The sequence below is a fragment of the Arthrobacter sp. MW3 TE3886 genome (assembly GCF_041262145.1).
Lineage (GTDB): Bacteria > Actinomycetota > Actinomycetes > Actinomycetales > Micrococcaceae > Arthrobacter.
Genome location: NZ_JBGCAN010000001.1, coordinates 2,084,476 through 2,103,873, shown reverse-complemented (window position 1 = coordinate 2,103,873; position 19,398 = coordinate 2,084,476). Strand labels below are relative to the sequence as shown.

The 19,398-nt window shown below is 64.4% G+C and carries 16 protein-coding genes and 1 pseudogene; 4 read left to right on the top strand and 13 right to left on the bottom strand.

The genetic code is table 11. The features are described 5' to 3' along the window. Positions 1-18: 18 nt before the first annotated feature. From ABH915_RS09535 to rraA, 3 genes are all read right to left on the bottom strand, one after another. Positions 19-1,194 carry an ABC transporter substrate-binding protein gene (locus ABH915_RS09535; protein ID WP_370120301.1) on the bottom strand — a complete coding sequence of 392 codons (1,176 nt, stop codon included), beginning with the start codon at positions 1,192-1,194 and terminating at the stop codon, positions 19-21. A gap of 288 nt (positions 1,195-1,482) precedes the next feature. Further along, positions 1,483-2,265, bottom strand: coding sequence for a FadR/GntR family transcriptional regulator (locus ABH915_RS09530; protein ID WP_370120298.1), 783 nt, complete (start codon positions 2,263-2,265; stop codon positions 1,483-1,485). Beyond that, positions 2,255-2,731 carry a ribonuclease E activity regulator RraA gene (rraA, locus tag ABH915_RS09525; RefSeq protein WP_370120295.1) on the bottom strand — a complete coding sequence of 159 codons (477 nt, stop codon included), beginning with the start codon at positions 2,729-2,731 and terminating at the stop codon, positions 2,255-2,257. The genes ABH915_RS09530 and rraA overlap by 11 nt, the downstream gene beginning before the upstream one ends. 150 nt (positions 2,732-2,881) lie before the next feature. Between rraA and ABH915_RS09520 the strand changes: the two genes are divergently transcribed. Next, the gene (locus ABH915_RS09520) at positions 2,882-3,100 is read left to right on the top strand and encodes a hypothetical protein (protein WP_370120292.1); all 219 of its coding nucleotides are present in this window, start codon (positions 2,882-2,884) and stop codon (positions 3,098-3,100) included. 340 nt (positions 3,101-3,440) lie between these two features. On the opposite strand, the gene ABH915_RS09515 is transcribed toward ABH915_RS09520, so the two are convergent. The 3 genes from ABH915_RS09515 to ABH915_RS09505 all read right to left on the bottom strand — a co-directional run bounded on the left by ABH915_RS09515 (position 3,441) and on the right by ABH915_RS09505 (position 5,961). After that, complete coding sequence (locus ABH915_RS09515; protein WP_370120289.1) at positions 3,441-4,148, bottom strand: RraA family protein; 708 nt, start codon at positions 4,146-4,148, stop codon at positions 3,441-3,443. 75 nt (positions 4,149-4,223) lie between these two features. Then, positions 4,224-5,216 carry an IS481 family transposase gene (locus ABH915_RS09510; RefSeq protein ID WP_370120286.1) on the bottom strand — a complete coding sequence of 331 codons (993 nt, stop codon included), beginning with the start codon at positions 5,214-5,216 and terminating at the stop codon, positions 4,224-4,226. Positions 5,217-5,343: 127 nt separating this feature from the next. Then, complete coding sequence (locus ABH915_RS09505) at positions 5,344-5,961, bottom strand: LysE family translocator (RefSeq protein ID WP_370120284.1); 618 nt, start codon at positions 5,959-5,961, stop codon at positions 5,344-5,346. Between the two features lie 123 nt (positions 5,962-6,084). Here ABH915_RS09505 and ABH915_RS09500 point away from each other — a divergent pair. Then, a pseudogene (locus ABH915_RS09500) lies at positions 6,085-6,538 on the top strand (Lrp/AsnC family transcriptional regulator). Positions 6,539-6,672: 134 nt separating this feature from the next. Continuing rightward, positions 6,673-6,807 (top strand): hypothetical protein, encoded by a 135-nt coding sequence (locus ABH915_RS09495; RefSeq protein ID WP_370120281.1) that lies wholly within the window; start codon positions 6,673-6,675, stop codon positions 6,805-6,807. A 1,226-nt stretch (positions 6,808-8,033) separates the two neighbouring features. Here ABH915_RS09495 and ABH915_RS09490 read toward each other — a convergent pair. From ABH915_RS09490 to ABH915_RS09465, 6 genes are all read right to left on the bottom strand, one after another. Then, entirely contained in the window at positions 8,034-9,365 is a 1,332-nt protein-coding gene (locus tag ABH915_RS09490; protein WP_370120278.1) for an MFS transporter, read from the bottom strand. Positions 9,366-9,409: 44 nt separating this feature from the next. Then, positions 9,410-10,636 carry a M20 family metallopeptidase gene (locus ABH915_RS09485; RefSeq protein WP_370120275.1) on the bottom strand — a complete coding sequence of 409 codons (1,227 nt, stop codon included), beginning with the start codon at positions 10,634-10,636 and terminating at the stop codon, positions 9,410-9,412. Between the two features lie 142 nt (positions 10,637-10,778). Beyond that, on the bottom strand, positions 10,779-11,540 hold the full coding sequence (locus tag ABH915_RS09480; protein ID WP_370120272.1) for an ABC transporter ATP-binding protein: 762 nt from the start codon (positions 11,538-11,540) through the stop codon (positions 10,779-10,781). A gap of 74 nt (positions 11,541-11,614) precedes the next feature. Then, a complete protein-coding gene (locus tag ABH915_RS09475; RefSeq protein WP_370120269.1) occupies positions 11,615-13,267 on the bottom strand; it encodes a dipeptide/oligopeptide/nickel ABC transporter permease/ATP-binding protein in 1,653 nt (550 codons plus the stop codon). A gap of 31 nt (positions 13,268-13,298) precedes the next feature. Continuing rightward, a complete protein-coding gene (locus ABH915_RS09470; RefSeq protein WP_370120266.1) occupies positions 13,299-14,330 on the bottom strand; it encodes an ABC transporter permease in 1,032 nt (343 codons plus the stop codon). A gap of 15 nt (positions 14,331-14,345) precedes the next feature. Beyond that, positions 14,346-15,965 carry an ABC transporter substrate-binding protein gene (locus tag ABH915_RS09465; RefSeq protein WP_370120263.1) on the bottom strand — a complete coding sequence of 540 codons (1,620 nt, stop codon included), beginning with the start codon at positions 15,963-15,965 and terminating at the stop codon, positions 14,346-14,348. A 287-nt stretch (positions 15,966-16,252) separates the two neighbouring features. Here ABH915_RS09465 and ABH915_RS09460 point away from each other — a divergent pair, with 287 nt between their 5' ends. Continuing rightward, positions 16,253-17,836 (top strand): amidohydrolase, encoded by a 1,584-nt coding sequence (locus tag ABH915_RS09460; RefSeq protein ID WP_370120260.1) that lies wholly within the window; start codon positions 16,253-16,255, stop codon positions 17,834-17,836. Between the two features lie 129 nt (positions 17,837-17,965). On the opposite strand, the gene ABH915_RS09455 is transcribed toward ABH915_RS09460, so the two are convergent. Then, positions 17,966-19,294, bottom strand: a complete 1,329-nt coding sequence (locus ABH915_RS09455; RefSeq protein WP_370120257.1) for an MFS transporter — start codon at positions 19,292-19,294, stop codon at positions 17,966-17,968. Positions 19,295-19,398 lie beyond the last annotated feature (104 nt).

The window sequence follows — 19,398 nt, the reverse complement described above, 5'->3', positions numbered from 1 at the left end:
AGATCCTTGCACCGTGGACTACTTCAGGAGGCTCTGCCAGCGGTCAGTGAAAGTCTTCACCTTGTCCGCGGCAACAGCCTCGTAGGGAGCCATGATCACTTTGTCCTCCCCGACCTTGGACACGACGTCCTGGTAGGTCAGGGCAAACTGCACAGACTTCACACCTTCACGGTAAGACGACAGGCCGCCTTCCAGCACGGCCTGCTGGCCTTCCTGGGAGATGACGAAGTCCTGAAACAGCTTGGCGGTGGCCGCGTGGGGTGCGTCGGCGGAGACACCGAGACCGCGAGGGATCACTACCGTTCCGTCGGTCGGGAGCGCAATGTCGAACAGTCCGCCGCTGTTCTTCACCACCGGGAAGGCCGGAGCTGCGGTGACCAGGACACCGGCCTTGTATTCACCGGCGAGTACCTTCTCGGACAGAGTTCCGGAGGACGTTTCCGGACGGGATGCCGAAAGGATGGTCGCCAGCGAATCCCAGGCCTCCGGATGCGCCTCGGTGAGGTTGTAGAACATCGTGAAGCCGAAGGCGCCGGTCGTGTCGCGCACACCGATCATGTTCTTGAAATCCTGCGGCTTTGCCTTGACCTGGGCGGCGAGACCCGCCAGGCTCTCAGGCTTCTCCGTCAACAGGGACGTGTTGTACGCGATCGTCTGGGGGTCAGCGGACATGGCCACGACGCCGGGGAGCAAGGAGGCGAACTTCGGAAGCTTGGCCAACTCGGGCGAGGTGTAGTCCGCCAGCATTCCCTTGCGAGCTGCGAAGTCGGCCCAAGCGCCGGCAGCGTTGGAAACAAAGACATCGGCCTTGGATGCGCCGGTTGCCTTCTCGCTCAGGGCCTTCTGGAAGACCTCATCGCTATCCAGGTTGTTGGCGGAAATCTTTGTGACGAACGGGTACTTCTTCTTGAAATCCCGCAGGATGGGATCCCAGTTTTCCTGGTCCGTATTGGAGTAGATTGTAAGCTCGCCGCCTTCCTTCTCTGCGGCGGCCACCAGGTCCTTGTAGTCGGCCGGGTAGTAATCCGGGTACTGGCCGGCGGCAATGGAGTTCTCCGGTGCGGGCGTCTGTGCCGCCCCGGAATTTCCGCCGCAGGCGGTCAGGCCCATCACGGCGGCAATCGCCGCAGCGCCAGCGGCGATCACTGCGCGGCGACGGGTCCCGGACTGCAGGGCCATCTTGAATTCAGTCATTGCTTCTCTCCCTTGAGGCTGCACGGCTGGTGTTGATTGATTCCCGTGTCTGTGGTTCAGCGTGACGCTGCTCACATCATCATGACGGTAAGTGGTCGACCAGTCAACCACTAGAGAATAATTTCCTCAGTAATTTTTCCGGCTACCCCTGTTCCGCAATAAGCATGCCCCTTAAGTGGTCGGCCAGTCAACCACTTGTCGTCAGGTATTTCTAAAACCGCTTGCGGGCGTGCCTTGGGCAGCAAAAAGGCGGGGAAGCATGACTGCTTCCCCGCCTTCTTGGTGGAGTTATTCCTCGGACTGCAATGTAGCCATCAGACGACCACTGGCGGCGTCCATGTGCTTCGCCATCGACCCGGACGCCTTCTCGGCGTCTCCGGCCAGAATGGCCTCGTAGACAGGGGTGTGCTCCCCGTGGGAGCCGGTAAACGAAGTCTCGGCGTCCATAACGCGATGAATCCAAACCCTCAGCAGGGCGGCGATGTTTTTGAGCATGTTGGCCAGGACTGTATTGCCGGAGGCGTCCGCGACGGCCAGGTGGAAGTCAACGTCGGCGGCGACAAACTCTTCGGTGGTTTTGGCGACCCCCATGGCGTCGAGGGCCGTCTTGATTCGCTTCAGATCCGCGTCAGTCCTGCGGCTCGCGGCAAGGCCGGCCGTGACACGTTCAATGTGCTGGCGGGCCTCGACAAGGTCCGAGGTGCGCCGCTCGCCGAGCATCAGGCCCCACTCGATCACTCTGGGCAGCAGCTCTGAGTTCGTGTCCCGAAGAAATGTTCCGCCGCCGTGCCGGAACTCCACGAGCCCGAGAAGGCCCAGAGACTTGATGCCTTCACGCACCACGGAGCGGCCGACCCCGAAGGATTCGCTAAGCTGCCGCTCCGAAGGCAGCTTTTCTCCCGGGGCTACCTGGCCGGAAAAAATGTAGTCCAGCAGCGCTTTTGCAACTTCCGAGGAAGCGGGTTCAGCGTGGACGACTGTCACCGGCTTGAGGCCGGCCACCGAGGGTGCTGCCCGCTTGCGGCGGGTTGCCCGCGGGGCGGGCTCGGCAATGGTTGGGTCAGCGCTCAACGAGAACTCCATCCGGATCGCAATACACCATGGCACCTGGCCTGATTGTGACACCCTCGAGGGTCAGTTCCACGTCAGCTTCGCCAGCGCCCATCTTGGTACTTTTTCGAGGGTTGCTCCCCAATGCTTTCACGCCTAGGGGAAGTCCGGAAATCGCCTCGCGGTCACGAATGGCTCCAAAGATCACAACTCCGGACCAACCGTTCGAAACGGCGATCTCAGCGATCATGTCCCCCATCAGCGCCCGCGACAGCGAACCCCCGCCATCGACGACGAGCACGCCACCATTGCCGGGCGTTGAAACCACCGATTTTAGCAACGCATTGTCCTCGAAGCACTTCACCGTCCGGGCGGGCCCACTGAAGTGGCTCTTTCCGCCGAGCGACTGGAACTGGATGGCAATCGACTGGATGTCCTCGCCGCGTTCATCGTAAAGATCTGCCGTGTTGATCGTTTCCGCTGTCATGAATATCCCCTTTGAGTCCTCTTAACGCCATGCTACTCTGCTAGCACTAACTGGTCGACCACCTAAGCGTAGTTTCTCAAACTTTTTGCCTATCTCGCCCCGCGAACTTTGGCAGTGCAGGCGGCCCCAAACTCCCTGAGAGGAAAACCCATGAAACTTGATCAGATCATCGCTGACTTCCGCGTCGAAGGCAGGACCGAGATGGAAGAAAAACTCAGTGCCGCAGTAGGGGCCGCACGACAGCAGGCCGCGGGCTGCAAGCGGGGAGTACTCGTCACCCGGCACGAGTTTGACCATTTCTCCGTATCCCTGACCCCACAGGTACCCTTTGGACTCATCCGGGAACACGACCACGCCAGCCGGAGCTGATCGCGCACCTCCGCCGCCCGCGTCACAAACTCCCGCTCCGGTTTGCCCGTGGTCTTGGCACGCTGGTTCAAACCATTAAGCGATGACAGCCGCGATCCCCATGGACCGCTGATCCGTTCTCCTTCGATTCGACTACTGCGAGGCTGATGTAGCTTCCCAGTATCCGGAGCGGAATCGTCCTACTTCCAGAAGAAAGCCCACCTGAGGGCCTTGGAAGAAGGAGCGGCCCCCTTTGCAGCCGATGAGATCAACGGCCGTCTCCGGGCAGTCCTGGAATGGGTCAGCGCCGGTGCCGCGTTCGCTTCGCCCGTGGCCGCAGCGCTCAGTCGGCGTTGGTGCGCTATTCTTCGATTTCTCCGCCGATGGAGCGGAGGTGCTGCCGGAAAGTCGTTTGCGGGGTGGCTTCCCGGGCCGCGATGTACTCCGCCAGGCTTGCCTGGTTCCTGAGCGTGTTGCCGAGGTGCATGCGTGCTGCCTGCGCGCGTTCTGTGTCGCGGATGGTCGTCGCCACCTGGGCTACCTCGTCGGCGCGGTCGAGGGGGATAAACAGCACACCGTCGTCATCACCCAGTACGAAGTCAGCGGCAGTAACGCGGTGAGGACCGGACATTGCAGACTCGAGGGCTGCCGGGTCCCGCGGGTCGAGGCGTTGCGGTCCCACGGGCAGGGCGCCCAGGCTGAATACTGGCAGGCGGATGGTCCGCAGCTCCGCGGTGTCGCGGTGCAGTCCCCAGATGAGGATGCCGGACAGGGCCGCCCGGCTGGCTTCCAGGGTGACCAGGTCGCCGACGCAGGCTTCGTCCTGACGGCCGGCGTTGTCTACGACCAGGACCTCTCCGGGTTCGGCACGGTCAATGGCCTCGAGAAAGACGTCGACGCTGCCAAAGTGTCTGGCCGGACGGGCGCGGCCGACCAGGTGCGTGCCGCTCCACAGTGGCACGGTTCCCGGCGGGGCGCAGCGGACAGCTATGTCCAGGCGCATGCACGCGTCCGCGACGTGCGGGGTGGTGAGGTCCAGGTAGCTCCGGTGAAGCTGTTCTGATTCCATCAGGGGTATTCTCCTCGAGGGTTGGGGGTGGTTGGCGCCGAGGTGGTCCCGCAGCGGCGCCGGGAGCGTCTTCCTCTAGTTGTACTGCCCAGGGAGGTTGGTTAAGCGGCTGATGGGCGGCTGGCCTCCGATTGCGGTGTGGGGCCTGTGGTGATTGTAGTGGTGCAGCCATGCCGGGAGGGCGTTTCTGCGGGCTGATTCCGTGGCGTAGAAGCGCTGGAACGCCCACCCGTCGGCCAGGGTGCGGTGGAAGCGTTCGATCTTGCCGTTGGTCTGGGGCCGGTAGGGGCGGGTCTTCTTTGCTTTGATGTTCATTTCACGGCAGGTGTCGCGCCAGAGGTGGGATTTGTAGGCCGAGCCGTTGTCGGAGAGGACCCGCTCAACGGTGACGCCGCGGGCGGCAAACCAGGACACTGCACGCCTGAGCACTCCAACTGCGGTGGCCGCTGTTTCATCGCCGTGGATCTCTGCGTAGGCGACCCGGGAGTGGTCGTCGATGACCGTGTGGACATAGGCGGTCCCGATCAGTGGCCCGCGGTGTCTGCTGCGCGCCTTGTCCGGGGTTCCTGCCCGGTTCCGGTCTCCTTGCTGCCGCCCGACGTAGCGCCAGCCGCCGCCGTCGGGGATGTTGCCGAGCTTCTTCACGTCGACGTGGATCATCGCTCCAGGCGTCTCGTGCTCGTACCGGCGGACGACCTCCCCGGTGCGCTTGTCCACGTGGTGCAGGCGGTTCAGCCGGCACCGGACCAGAACCGCGTGCACGGTCGAGGCCGGCATGGCCAGCTTCGCGCCGATCGCGACCGGCCCCAGCCGTTGCTTCCAGCGCAGGTGCACCACCTTGCGCACCAGCTGCTGCGGCGTCCGGTTCGCCACCCGGTGCGGGCGCGAGGATCTGTCGGCCATGGCGGCCTCACCCATCGCGGCGTAGCGGGCTGCCCACCGTTTCGCCGTCGGCCAGGAGCAATTGAACTGCTCGGCAGCCCGGGACACCGGCCAGCCGTGTTCTACGACCAGACGCGCGACGCGCAAACGTTGGCGTGGAGTCAAAGCGGCATTAGCGTGGGACACGAGGACCTCCTGGTCGCTGCAGCGGTTGTCTAAGCAACTCCACTGTGCAACCGGAGGTCCTCACCCTTGGGTCAACGACTCCAGCGAGTCATCACATTCACCGAACCAACGTCCCTGGGCAGTACAACTAGTGCAGCAGCCGCTCAACCAGCAGGAACACACCGATGAGCATCATGGCTGCACCGGAAATCCGGGTCACGGTCCGGGCGGCCGTGGGCCGGGTTCGCAGCACGGCACGGGCGCCGGAGCCGACACCGGTGTAGATGACGGCGCAACTGGCGACGTGGACCAGCCCAAGTGCCACGATCTGCCCGGCGACCGGCCATGACCGGTTGGGGTCCGTGAATTGCGGCAGCAGCGCCAGGAACAGAAGGAAGACCTTCGGGTTCAGGCCGCTGATCCCGGCGCCCTTCAGAGCCTGCCGTGCCCAGTTGCCCTCGACCTGATCCAAGCTGCCGTGCGGGACCGAAGGGTTCCGGAACATCCCCAGTCCCAGCCACACCAGGTACGCGCACCCCACGATTGTCAGCACTGTCAGCACCATCGGTGAACTGGCCACGAGCGCGCCCACGCCGGCCGCGACCACTGCGGTGGCCAGCAGATGCCCGCTCAGCAGCCCGGCGACAGCGGGAAACACCGTCCGGTGGCGCAGCCCTGCCGAAATCGCGTAGGCCCAGTCCGCCCCGGGTGTGAGCACAAACAGGAAAGACACCGCCCAAAATGCGGCCACGGTCCCGAACGGCATATTTCTCTCCTTAGCACGACGGACCCAGAGCGTCTGTGTCCTACAGAAAGCATAGGAAAGTACGGCCAGAATGTGCTTCCAAGTTCTTTGGTCTAAAGGCTGTTTTGAGGGAGAATTTTCTCCATGGACAACGTGGACAGGAATATCCTTGCTGAACTGCAGATGGACGGCCGTCTCTCGCTGACCGATCTGGCTGAACGCGTCGGTCTGAGCCTGTCGCCATGCCACCGCCGGCTGCGGGCACTGGAGCAGTCAGGCGCCATCAGCGGCTACCGGGCACAGTTGGACGCCGAGGCACTTGGTCTCACTTTTGAAGCCTTGGTCTTCGTCACGATGCGTGATGGGGACCGCGACACCGTGGCCGCCTTCGAAGACGCCGTTGCCGGCGTGCCCCAACGTCCTGCGGGCACACCGCCTCTTTGGAGACCCCGACTACCTCCTCCAAGTAGTCGCCCGCGACGTACGGGCGTTCCAACGGCTCTATGACGAGCAAATCTCCACCCTCCCCGGCGTCCAGCGCCTGAGCTCTACCCTGGTCATGAAGAACGTCGTCGAAAACCGGCCACTGCCACTCTGAACGAGACCGATTACTACAGGAAGAACGCGGCGGTCGAAGCTTCACTAGGAAGCGGGGGCAATCTCTGCTCCTCGAGTCGAATCTCCGACTCCGAACTGTCAGCCCCTATCAATGCCCATGACGCAAACCCAGCCATGACCCAGGCAGCCGACATCAAAACAGACCCATGCGACGTGTCGGGCAATGACGGCGGGGACAGGGCAGCCCGCCTCGAGCAGGATCCGCTGTCCCGTGTTGCCCAGGAAGAGCCTGCCGACCGGCTGCTCTGACGGAGACCTATGAATATCAGGTCAACCTGATGCAACTCCCAAGCATTTAGCACCTCCTCAGTAGCGTCCTGGCCCCGCACCGGACGGAGGAAGACATGCCGGACGCCCTCGAGGTCATGCCGAGAGTTTCCCAGGACTTCCGCCTGCCGCCAAGGATGGCCATGAGGACTTGCTCCCAAGTCATGCAGTTACAAGCGCTCCCGGCCATGAAGGAGTACACAGCAACACCGCTGTCCAAGCCAAGAGAAGGAGCCGCCAGACCAGCCACCACCAACAAAAATGGGCCCCCGCAGGGGCCCACAAAAAGGAGATTTGTACACATTCAGCGGCCCACAAGCCCCTGAAAAGGGAAAACACGTGCCCGAGGTAGGACTCGAACTGCATTCCCTCCCTTGTAGACACTGGGAAGTCTCGGAAACCTAAGGAATCCGGCCCGATCCGAACCCTGTACCACCCGATCCGAAGTCCAAAGTGCGTACTTTGTACACACCCCAAATTGGCCAGTTCCACGGATCAGGACGAAGCCTCACCCTAGCTCCTTCGATCGCAGGTAGAGCCCGCTGACAGCCGAGGTTTCGTCATGCTGGACCACGTGTCTCATCAGGAGAATCACGAGGCCCCTCTCCTTTGGGCTCACTCACCCAGATCTCATAGCCGCTGGCCTGGTCAACGAAGGTGCGCCGATCGGCTGCGTGGGCCGCCAGCCAGAGGCCGGACGCATCGGGCATGACCGTGTCAACACGGCCACGGCGTTGGGTGACTCCCCCGAATCGAAGTTCGACGAGAAGTCCCTCAAGTTGCTGCCACTCTTCGACAAAGCGAAGCGTTGCTCCACTAGAGATGTCGGATTGCACAAGTTCTCCTCAACATCTGTTCTGAACTTTTTGGGCATGGAACAACTATTACTGTGGAACCAATGACATGGCTCCCGTGCCTCTCCGGCAATTCCGGGGCGGCACCGGTAAACGTTGCAAGCTGATGCGGTCGGCGGCGCCGCTGATCGGGCCACTGACGTTGTGGCCGGACCTGACGGCCCAGGAGTCGCTGCCAGACGTGTTCCTCCATCGCGGGACGAATCGGCGGCGCCGAAAACATCACCGGCCCGGCCCGGCCCGGTCCAGAGCCGGGGGTGTACACGATGTCCGTCCTCTGGCCGCAGTTCGACAGACATTACGAGACAATGTGTACTGATCAGCCCCTTGCTGAAAGACACCCTTGCCGCCGTTCTATCCGGTGAGGTCCTTCGCCCGGGTTTCCGGAAGACTCCACGCGACTAGCGTGGAGATTGCCAGCAGAACCACCACATAGATGGTGAACGCTCCCGGACCGAACGACGCATTCGCCCAGTTCTGCAGATACGGTGCCGTCCCGCCGAAAACGGCCACGGCGACTGCGTAGGGCACAGCGACGCCCACCGTGCGGATCCGCGTGGGGAAGAGCTCTGCGAACACTGCAGGTGAAATGGACAGTGTTGCACCCATGAAAACCAGGATGATGGTGGCCGGCAGAAAGAGGGACCAGAAGCTCTGACCCACGGTGTTTACCAGCAGCGGGAAGAGGATGATGGGCACGCCGGTGCCTATCAAAAGGCTGGGTCGGCGGCCGAACCGGTCAGAGAACTTGCCCCAAAACGGCAGGGAAATGATCAGTACGACGTTGCTTAGAACGCTGGCCAGAAGGGCGGTTCCCTGGTCCATCTTGTGAATGATGACAGCCTGCTGCACCGCGCTGACAGACCAGACGTAGTAGCAGACGGTACCCCCGACGCCGAGGCCGATCACTCGGAGGGCGGAGCGCCAGTTCTTGCGGACCTCCGGCCACATCGGCTGGCGAACGGTGGCCTTCGCTGCGGTGAACGCCTCGGTTTCCTTCATCCGTGAACGGGCAATCAGGGTGTACAGGCCCAGGAGCGCGCCGACAACGAAAGGGATACGCCAGCCCCAAGACTGCATGTCGGGCTTACTGAGGACTGTGTTCAGCAGCACCCCGAACAGCAGCCCGATCACAATGCCGGAGGTGCCGGAGACGTAGATCAACGAGGACCAGAGACCGCGGCGGGATGCCGGGGCGGACTCTGCAATGTAGGTCTGGGCGGAGGGCATTTCACCGCCGTGGGCCAGCCCTTGTAGGAGCCGGGCAGTGAGAAGCACTACGGCGGCCCAGGCGCCTGCGGAGTTGTAGGTAGGAACCAGCGCGATCATCAGGGATCCGAACGATGCGAGGCCCACAGTGGAGATCATCGACGCGCGGCGGCCAAGATGGTCCGCCATCCAGCCAAAGAGGAGGCCGCCAACTGGGCGGGCAACGAAGCCTACGGCGAAGACAGCCATCGCCCCCAAAAGCGCGGCCAGGGGGTCTTTGGGGTTGAAGACCTCTGTGGCGAAGTAGATGGCGAAGGCGGAGTAGATGCCCCAGTCATACCATTCGAGAGCGTTGCCCATGCCGGTGGCGACGAGAGTCTGCCGCTGGGACTTGGTCGCCTTGAGCGATGCCCGGGCGGCCGGGATCTTTTCCTGCACTGCAAGGTGCGCTGTGCCGTCAGTTGTTGGGTCCATCATCAAAAGTCCTTGGTATTGGGGAAGGATTGGGGTGGCAGGGAGGGTCAGACGCCGGCGAGCTGGGCCAGTTGGCCCACGGCCAACTGGGTGTACAGGGCGGTACCGTCAACCAGGACACTGTCATCGAACGCCGCGCGCGGGGAGTGGTTGAACGCCGCGTTCGGGCCGCCGGCAAGCGGGGTGGCGTCCAGGCAGATGAAGCTGCCCGGCACGCGGGCGAGGACGTCGGCAAAGTCCTCGGACCCGCCCAGCGGTGCGGCGAGCCGGTGGTGGCGTTCGGCGCCAAAAAGTTCGGTGATCTGGTCGGCGGCAAATGCGGTGTGGGCCTCGTCCGTCACCGTGACGCGTCCCCCTACGTGATAGTTGATGTCGACTTCCAGCCCGTGAGCAGATGCGATACCTTCCAGCAGGCGCGGAATGGCCGACTGCATTTTGGTTCTGGCCTGGTCGGAATACATCCGGAGGCTCGCGCCGAATTCGGCGGTGTCGGGAATGACGTTGATGGCCTCGCCGGCCTTGACCATTCCGACCGAGACCACCACGGGGTCGTGGGCGTTGAACTGGCGCGTGACCATGTGCTGGAGGCCGAGGATCATTTCCGCCATAACCGGGACGGGGTCCTGCGCCTGGTGCGGCGCCGACCCGTGACCGCCGCGGCCTATGACCTTGACGAAGAGCGCGTCCGCGGCGGACATCATGACCCCCGGCTTGGTTTCGAAGCGGCCCGTATTGCCGCCCGCGCTGAAGACGTGGAGTCCGTAAGCGGCGTCGGCCCGCCGGCCGGACAGCTCCAGGATGCCTTCCTCAATCATCATCGGAGCGCCCGCCAGCAATTCTTCGGCGGGCTGGAACATGAAGACGACGTCGCCGGCCAGTTGGTGGCGACGCTCGGCGAGCAGACGTGCCGCACCGACGAGCATCGACGTGTGCAGGTCGTGGCCGCAGGCGTGCATGCGGTTGGCCACCTCCGACGTGAAATCGATGCCGGTTTCCTCTTGGAGCGGCAAGGCGTCCATGTCTGCGCGCAGCAGGACCGCCGGACGGGCGTCGCCGGACGTCTCGCCGGCGGTGCCGCGCAGAACGGCACCCACGGAGGTGAGGCCCGTGCCCAACGTGATCTCCAAGGGAAGATCGGCCAGCGCCTCCAGGACCTTCTCCTGGGTGCGGGGCAGTTCCAGACCCAGCTCTGGGTGGCGGTGCAGGTCGTGGCGCAACTGAACGATGTCGCCGTGCAGCTCGCGGGCATCTTCAAGAATTTTGGCGACGGACACAGAGTGTTCCCTTCGGATGAACGGGTGATCCACAAAAACGTGGTTTGACTTCTTTCGAGTATGTGAGCTGCACTACCTGCCGTCCATGACCAATAATGCAGGAATAGCATGCCGTCGCGGCATGGAACAGGTACTGGCGTCCTCAGTCGAGGGAAAAGCCGGGTGAGCCAGGGACTGAGGCGAGAAGCTTCCGGGTGTAGTCGTGTTGCGGGTCCCGGTAGACGGTGTCGATGGGGCCCTGTTCCACGATGCGGCCTTGGAACATGACCACCACTTCATCGCAGACCTGCTGGACGACGGCGAGGTTGTGCGAGATGAACAGCATGGCGCTACCCACGGTGCCGCGCATGTCCTGGAGCAGCCGGATAACGTCGGCCTGGACTGAAACGTCCAGGGCAGAGGTGATCTCGTCCGCGATGACGAGCTTGGGCTCGAGCATGAGGGCCCGGGCGATCGCGATCCGCTGGCGTTGCCCGCCGGAAAACTCGTGCGGATACCGGGTCGCGGCGGACGGGTCGAGTTTGACGCGTTCCAGTGCGGCCGCGATGACGTCCCGATGCTCTCTGGGGTCCGCGCCGTGCGGGTCGAGCGCTTCGGCCAGAGTCTGCCCTGTGGTTCGGCGCGGGCTGAGCGAGGAGTAAGGGTCCTGAGGGATGTACTGGACTTCGCGGCGCATCTGCTGCCGGCGCTTTCCCTGCGTACGGGTGAAGTCCTCGTTGCCGATGAAGATTTCGCCGCTGTTCGGTTTGTTGATGCCCACGAGCGTCTTGCCGAGGGTTGATTTCCCTGAGCCTGATTCACCGACCAGCCCCACCACGGAGCGGGCGGGGACGGCGAGCGTCACGTCCTTGAGCACGTGGGCGGCGCCGAAGCTGACATCGAGGTTGCGGACGGACGCGGCCATCGGAACGTCGGTTCCGCTTGGTTGAAAGCCGGCCCCGGGCCCTCCGGGGACATTGAGAACATCTGCGTGTGCGTTCATGACGTGAGAACTCCAGGATTTTCCGGAACCGGGCCGCGATCCAGAACCGGGATGGCGGCCAGCAGTGCCTTGGTGTAGGGGTGGTGGACATCTCGGGCGGCCAGTTGGGCGGAGGTCAGCCGCTCGACGATTTCACCGGACTTCATCACCAGGATGGTGTCGCAGAGTGCTTCCACAACACCGAGGTCATGGGAGATGAACAGCATGGCGGTCCCCTGCTCCCGGCGGATGCGGCGAAATTGCCGCAGGACTTCTGCTTGGACGGTGACGTCGAGCGCCGTCGTGGGCTCATCGGCGACGATCAGCTTGGGCGAAGTGACAATCGAGGCAGCGATCATGGCCCGCTGGCGCATGCCGCCGGAGAGCTCATGCGGGTGCTGCCGAAGCCGGCGGGCCGGCTCAGTGATGTTTACGCTGGCCAGCGCCTGAGTGATGACGTGGCGTGCCTGGGCGCCTCCCATGCCCAGCTGGGTACGGAGCACCTCGGTGAGCTGGGAACCCATCCGCAGGGCCGGGTTGAACGTGGTTCCCGGATCTTGATAGACGATGCTGATGTCTTTGGCCAAGCGTGACGGGTCGGGCTCAGCCAGCATGTTCATGTTGTCCACGCGCAGCAGGTCTGCCTCCACCGTCAAGCCTTCGGTGGGCAGCCCTGCGATGGCCATGGCCGTGAGGGACTTCCCGGAACCTGATTCGCCTACCAGGGCCAGCACTTCACCGGGATCGATACTCAACGCAATGCCCTTCACGAGGTCGGGCCCGCCGGGGACACCAATCTTCAGGTTCTCGACCCGCACGAGTGCACGGTCCGACGCCGGGACTGCCACCGAGCGGTTCTGGTGGACCACCCGGCGGAAGAAGCTCCGCTTGGCGCGGGGATCGGCGTCGGCAGCCAGCGCGTCGCCGATCAGCATGACCGAGAGCCCGGTCAGGGCGATCATGACAGAGGGGCCGACGGCCTCGACCGGCTGGGTGTAGAGGGCCCCGAGGCTGTCGTTCAGGAGCCGGCCGAAGTCGTAGTCCGGGGACTGCACACCGAGCCCGATGAAGGACAACGCGGAGATTTCCACCAGGGAGAGCGCGAACACCGTGGCGGACAGGATCAGCAGGGGCTCGGCCATGTTCGGCAGCATGTGCCGTACCGCGATGCGGACCGGGCTGACGCCGAGGAGGCGCGCCGTGACCACATAGTCGCTGCTGGACACCGAGGAGGCCAGGTTAGCCGTGATCCGGGCGAAACCGGGAATGCCGGCGATGCCGATCGCGGCGACGGCGGAAGAGACACCGGGTTCCAGCACGGCGGCGATCACCAGCGCGAAGATCAGGCTGGGGTACGCCACGGCGGTCTCGAGGACGCGCAGGGCGGCCTCGCGGACACGCCGGCCCGAGAGCCAGATGGCCAGGCCGATCAGGATACCGGAGACCGCCGTGATGGCCGCTGCACCGGCGGTCATGAGCAGGGTCAGCCGGGTCGCCACGAGGGCCCGTGCCAGCAGGTCCCGGCCGAAGTCATCGGTGCCCAGCCAGTGAGCGGGGCTGGGTCCCTGGGCGGCGTCGGCGGTCAGCTGTTCGGCCGCCTGCTTCAAGGTCAGCGGTGCAATGACGGCGATGAGAATCAGTGCGAGCATCAGTGCCGCGCCCGTTGCCATAGCGGGACTCCAGAACTCCCGGCTCCTAAACCTAGACGTCATTGGAGGTTCCTCCGAGGTTGCGGGGGTCGATGATGGCCAGGATCAGGTCCACCAGAATGATGATGAGGGTGGCGAGAAGCCCGAGGACAAGGATGATTCCCCGGATCACGGGATAGTCGCGCTGCAGGATCGCGTTGACGATCCCCTGCCCCAGCCCGGGCCACGCAAAGACGGTTTCGATGACCACGGCGCCGCCGAGCTGCGCGGCGAGGATGAGTCCCGAGAGCGTCAGCGTGGTGGTGAGCAGGTTCGGCAGGACGTAGCGGGCATGCGTGCGCAGGGCGCCCAGCCGCCAGCCGCGGGCGGTCCGGATGTAGTCCTTGTCCAGGACCACGGCGGTTTCGCGCCGCACAATCCGGGAGATCACGCAGATCGGGCCCAGCATGAGGGCCGCGGTGGGAAGCACCAAAGAGCTCAGGGTCGCCGCGCCTGCGGCCGGTAGCCATCTCAGGCTCACGGCAAACACCACCACGAGCAGTGTTGCCACCACGTACTGCGGAATCGAGTAGAGCAGGCTGGTCAGGAAGTTGAATCCGGCGTCCAGCCACCGGTTCCGCCCGCCGCGGGTGAGGATGGCCACCGCCATACCCAGCGGCACGGAAACGAGCAGGACCAGTGCAATGGCCAGCAGGGCGATCTCGGCGGTGAACGGTAATCGCGTGAAGATCAGAGTGGAGACGCTCTCGCCGCTGACGAAAGAGGTTCCCATGTCCAGGCGGAGGACGCCCGAGACATAGTTGACGAACTGGATGAGGAGCGGCAGGTCCAGGCCGAGTTCGGTCCGGACATTCGCGATCTGCGCCGGGCTGGCGCCGTCACCGGCTGCGATCACGGCCGGATCGCCCGGAATGAGCGGCACGATCAGGAATGTCACGACGGTGAGTACCGCGAACGAGAGCAGCAGCCCGCTGAGCCGGCGCAGCGAGAACCCGGCCCACGGATGGCGGATGAGGCGACGTCCCGCACTCCCGGCAATAACACCGGGAGTGCGGGAAGCTTCAGCAATGCTTGAAGAAGTCATGAGCTGTTTTCCGTGCTACTTCGTGATCCGCATGGTGCTCTCGTCCGGCTGGCCATTCATGGTGTGCATGGCGAAACCGGATCGGATGGTCACCTGCGAGGGAAGGCTGGCCAGCGGGATCACGTGGGCTTCGCCGATCATGATCTCCTGGGCTTCCTGGTAGGTCCCGCAACGTTCGGCGTCGTCGGTCTGGGTCATGGCTTTGGACACGAGGTCCAGGACGGGCTGGTTCTCCAGGCCGCCCCAGTTGAGGCCGCCTTTTTCCACCGGCGTGCCGATGACAGTGGACAGTGCGCCGTACATGGTGCCTCCGGCGTTGATACCGCCCATAACGGTGACGTCCCAGGTGTCGAGCTTCTGGGTCAGGTCGGTGCTCCACGTGGCGAGGTCCACGTTGCGCAGTTCAATGTCAGCACCCGCTGCCCGGAGGGCTTCGGCGACATAGGTGTTGGCTGCACCGTTGGGGCCGAAGATCTGCGCGCCGACCATGCGGATCTTGACGCCGGCGAGGGCCTTCTGCGCAGCTGCAGGGTCCGACTTGATGAGCAGGCCGGTGTCCTTGTTGGAGCAAGGCACGCCCGGGTGGGCGAAGGAGGAATAGATTTCGCCGAGACCGCCCGAGGCGGCCTGGTTGAAGGCCGTCACATTCAGCGCCTGGGCCAGGGCTCTGCGCAGGGCCGGATCGGTGAACGGATGCCCGGGCCGCTCATTGAACATCATGTACAGGCTGCCCTGCGGGATGACCTGGGTGCTGAAGTCCTTGTTGCCGTCGAAGCGGGTGGTGTCCTTGCCGCGGATGTTGGCGATATCCTTCGTGCCCGTCAGGAGCTCATTGGAGATGGCGCTGGCGTTGGCGTTGACGCTGGCCTCGATGGTCTTGGCAGGAGTGCCCTCGATCTTGGTTTCGTACGCCGGCCAGGTCTTGTAGTCGTCCCGGAGAGCAAACGTGTATGCCACGCCATGCTGCTTCTTACTCAGGGTGTACGGCCCCGAAAACGCGCCGGCTACATCCCCCGTGGTCAGGGCCTTGGGGTCTTTGAGGCCGGCAGGGCAGACGATGCCGGTGGCGTGCAGACTCATGCCCTGCAGGAGGTCGGTCCACGGCTGGGCAGGCTTGACGGTGACGGTGCCGGCGGCGTCGTCGGCCGTGACAGTGGCGGGGCCATCACCCAGGACGAGGGGGCGGAAGCTGGACTTGCTGTCCGGGGCAGCGAACACCTTGAGGGATTCCGCCACGACGCCGGCGGTAATGGGGGTGCCGTCGGAGCAGGTGGCGCCACCGCGAATAGTGAACGTTCCCTGGGTGGGGGTGATGTCCCACTTGCTGGCCAGGTCGGAGACGATCTTGTTGTTCTCGTCGCGGCGCACCAGCGTGGAGAACAGGAGACGGTTGGCGGCGTAGTCGTCAGCATTGCGGACCTCGACCGGCGCAAAGCTGGTGGGGTCAGCGCTCAGCACCGTACGGATGGTGTCGGTGGAGATCTGGCCGACCGCGGCGGCGCCCGGGCCGGTTCCGCCGCCAGTGGTACAGCCGGTGGCAGCGACAGCGATAACTGCAGCTGCGGCAGCCAAGGGAGCGAGCCTGCGTCCACGCCGGGCGGAGATGCCTGCCGTCGACTGGTGGTTCTGTGTCACGAGTGGTCCTTCGATTGGTCCGATGCGGGTGCGGGTGTTGCATGCAATAACTGAGGCGAACACCCGCTGATCGAGTATGTGATCCATCCCTCAGAACGTCTAAGACTCATTCAGTAGATATTCGATGCCTCTACGGCATAGATCGCGGTGTTCTGCGGGTATACGCGAGGCGGTCATGCCGGGGCGCCCGCGCTCGCCGTCATACCTGCTCCCCCCGGCACCTCATATGACTCGATTGTTGCGAGGGCCGGGGCGGAATTCCGGAAACGCGCCCTTAGCCTGATTGCGTGACCCCCACCCTCTTCGCCAACGCCACGTTCCATACACTCAATCCGAAGCAGCCACGCGCCGGGGCCCTCCTGGTGGAGGGCGGCGTCATCGTGGCAGCCGGCTCGGCGGCAGAACTCCAAGCCCATGCACCCGCGGGTACGAGGACCCTCGATTTGGACAACGCCGTAGTCATTCCAGGGCTGACGGATGCCCACATCCACACGGCGAGCCTGGCCCGGTCCATGCACGAGGTCGACCTGCGGCAGGCCGGGAGCCTGGCGGAAGCGCTGGCCGGCGTCAGTGCCGTGCGGCCGCGCTACGGGGATGGCGAATGGATTTTCGGCGGCTGGTGGGACTTCAACAAGTGGCAGGTCCCGGTCCAGCCGGACCGCACCGGTCTGGACGCCGTCTGCCCGCGAAACCCCGTGGCTCTGACCAGCGCGGACGGCCACACGGTGTGGGCCAACTCGCAGGCGCTGCAGCTACTGGGCATTGCCCGGACGACGCCGGACCCCGCGGGCGGTGAAATCGCCCGCGACGAACACGGCGAAGCCACCGGGATCCTTCGGGAGAGCGCTGTTTACCCGGTCCGGAAACTCGCCGCGTCGGGGGTCTCGGGAAATCTCCCGGATCAACTGCGGGAGGCCCAGCGGTACCTGCTGTCCCTGGGCCTGACCGGCGTCCACGACATCGACGGTGCTGACGCCCTGGACGCCTACAGGGCCCTCCGCGCCGAGGGGGTACTGGCCCTGCGCGTCCACAAACTGCTGGCCCAGGACGATCTGGAGGCCTCCATCGGTGCCGGAATTCGGACCGGTCAGGGCGACCGCTGGATCCGGCAGGGCGCCGTGAAGATTTTCGCCGACGGCGCGGCCGGCTCCCACACCTGCCATATGAGCGAGCCGTTTCCGGGCGGCAGCAGCCATGGCATGGAGGTGACGGCCTATCCCGACCTGCTGGGACTGGCCAACCGGGCCGCCGCCGCGGGAATCGCCGTCGCCGTCCACGCCATCGGTGACCGCGCCAACCACCTGGTGCTGAACGCCCTGGCCGAAATCCGGGAGACCACCGCCCGGCACGGCCTGCGTCACCGGATCGAGCACGTCCAGTTTCTGCAGCCCGCGGATGTTCCGCGGCTGGCCGCCCTCGGCGTCGTGGCGTCCATGCAGCCCCAGCACTGCCCCAGCGACCTGCCCATCCTCGGCATGGTGGAGGGACGGGGCCTGGCATCCTACGCCTGGCGGAGCCTGCTGGATGCCGGGGCCACCGTCGCCTTCGGCTCGGACTCCCCCGTGGAACTTCCCAACCCGTTCCACGGGCTTCATGCCGCCCTCACGCGGACAACTGCTGAAGGGGAGCCCGACGGCGGATGGGAACCCCAGGAGCGGATCTCACTGGAGCAGGCACTCCACGCGTACTGCGTCGCCCCGTCCTACGCGTCGGGCGAGGAATCCGTCAAGGGAACGCTAAGCCCCGGGATGCTCGCCGACTTTGCGGTGCTCGACACCGATATTTTCGCGGCAGGCGCCGCGGAGATCAGGGCGACGAAAGTCCGGATGACCGTCACAGACGGGCTCGTCCGTTACAGGAGCGAGGACTGACCAAGGCCCGCTGAAAAGCACCGTGCGGGAAGCCAGCACTCTCCGAAGCAACAACCTCTGTGACAACACAACACCCCCGCAAACAAGCTGCGGGGGTGTTGTCGTTACGGGTGGACCGACGGCGGGCGGCTAGTTTCCGCTGGCTGGCACCTTAGACGTCGCGATGGCGCCGCCGAGTGAGATCAGGCCGATGACCACCAAGAGTGTGGCCGGTCCCCAGGACGCGTTCCCGGACAGGGACAGGAAGACCGTGGCCAGCGCCGGCATGAATCCTGCGACAACCGCAGACAGGTTGGCCGACAGCCCCATGCCCGTGTACTTCACGTGCGCCGGGAAGAGCCGGTCGATCAGGGCGCCGATGATGGCATAGGTGATGGCACAGGGACCGAATGCCAGCACCATGGCCACAATGATCAGCCCGGGCTCCCTGGTGTCAACAAGCCAAAAGATGGGAAACGCCAGGGCCAGGAAAATGGAGTAGCCAATGATGCCCACGCGGGCGGCCCCGAAGCGGTCGGCAAGGCGTCCGGCAACGACTGTCATGACCATCTGGGCGACGGCACCGATTGTCATGGCAGTGAGGATCACCGCGGACGGCAGGCCCAGCACCCGGGTCACGTAGCTGATCATGAAGGTGGTCAGGATGAAGAAGCCGGCGTTGCCCACCAGATACGTGCAGACACCGATCGCCAGCCTCCCCTTGAACTTGCGGAAGAGCTCAATGACGGGAGCCTTCTTGGTCCCGTCGCTTGCCTCGAGCTCCTGGAACTCCGGAGTTTCCTCCACGTTCCAGCGGAGCCAGAGCGCCACGGCCACCAGGATGATGGAGGCAATGAACGGCAGCCGCCACCCCCACGCCATGAAGTCTTCCCTGGGCAGCAGGGCAACCAGGGTGATGGCACCGGTGGAGAGCAACGTGCCAACCGGCGAGCCAAGCTGCACCAGGGCCGCGTACAGCCCGCGGCGCTTCGCGGGGGCATATTCGATGGCCATCAGGGTGGCGCCGCCCCATTCGCCGCCGGTGGCAACACCCTGGACGGCCCGCAGCAGCGTCAGCAGGATCGGGGCGACGACCCCCGCGCTCGCATACGTGGGCAAGAGGCCCATGAGGGTGGACGCAGCGCCCATGAGCATCACGGTCGCGACCAGCGCGCCGCGCCGGCCATACTTGTCACCGACGTGGCCAAAGATGATGGCACCGACGGGCCGGGCAACAAAGGCCGCGCTAAAGCTCAGGAAGGCCGAGACGGTGGGGGCCACCGGGTCGGCGCTGGGGAAGAACAGCGGCGCGAAGACGATTGCGGCCGTAGTTCCGAACAGGAAGAAGTCATACCACTCAAGGGCGGTGCCGATGAAGGCTGCGGCCAAGACCTTTCCGGGGCTGGAAGGTCCCGGCCCGACAGCTGCCTTAGCGGCGACTGCCGGGGCGGCGGTGGATTGTGATGTTGGAGTTGTCATGGGTGGATCCCTCGGCTGATAGTTCAATGTTCAATGTGTTCTGACCATGACCGTACTGTGGGCCAGTGCATACCCGCCAATACTTCTTCTTGCATTTCTATATG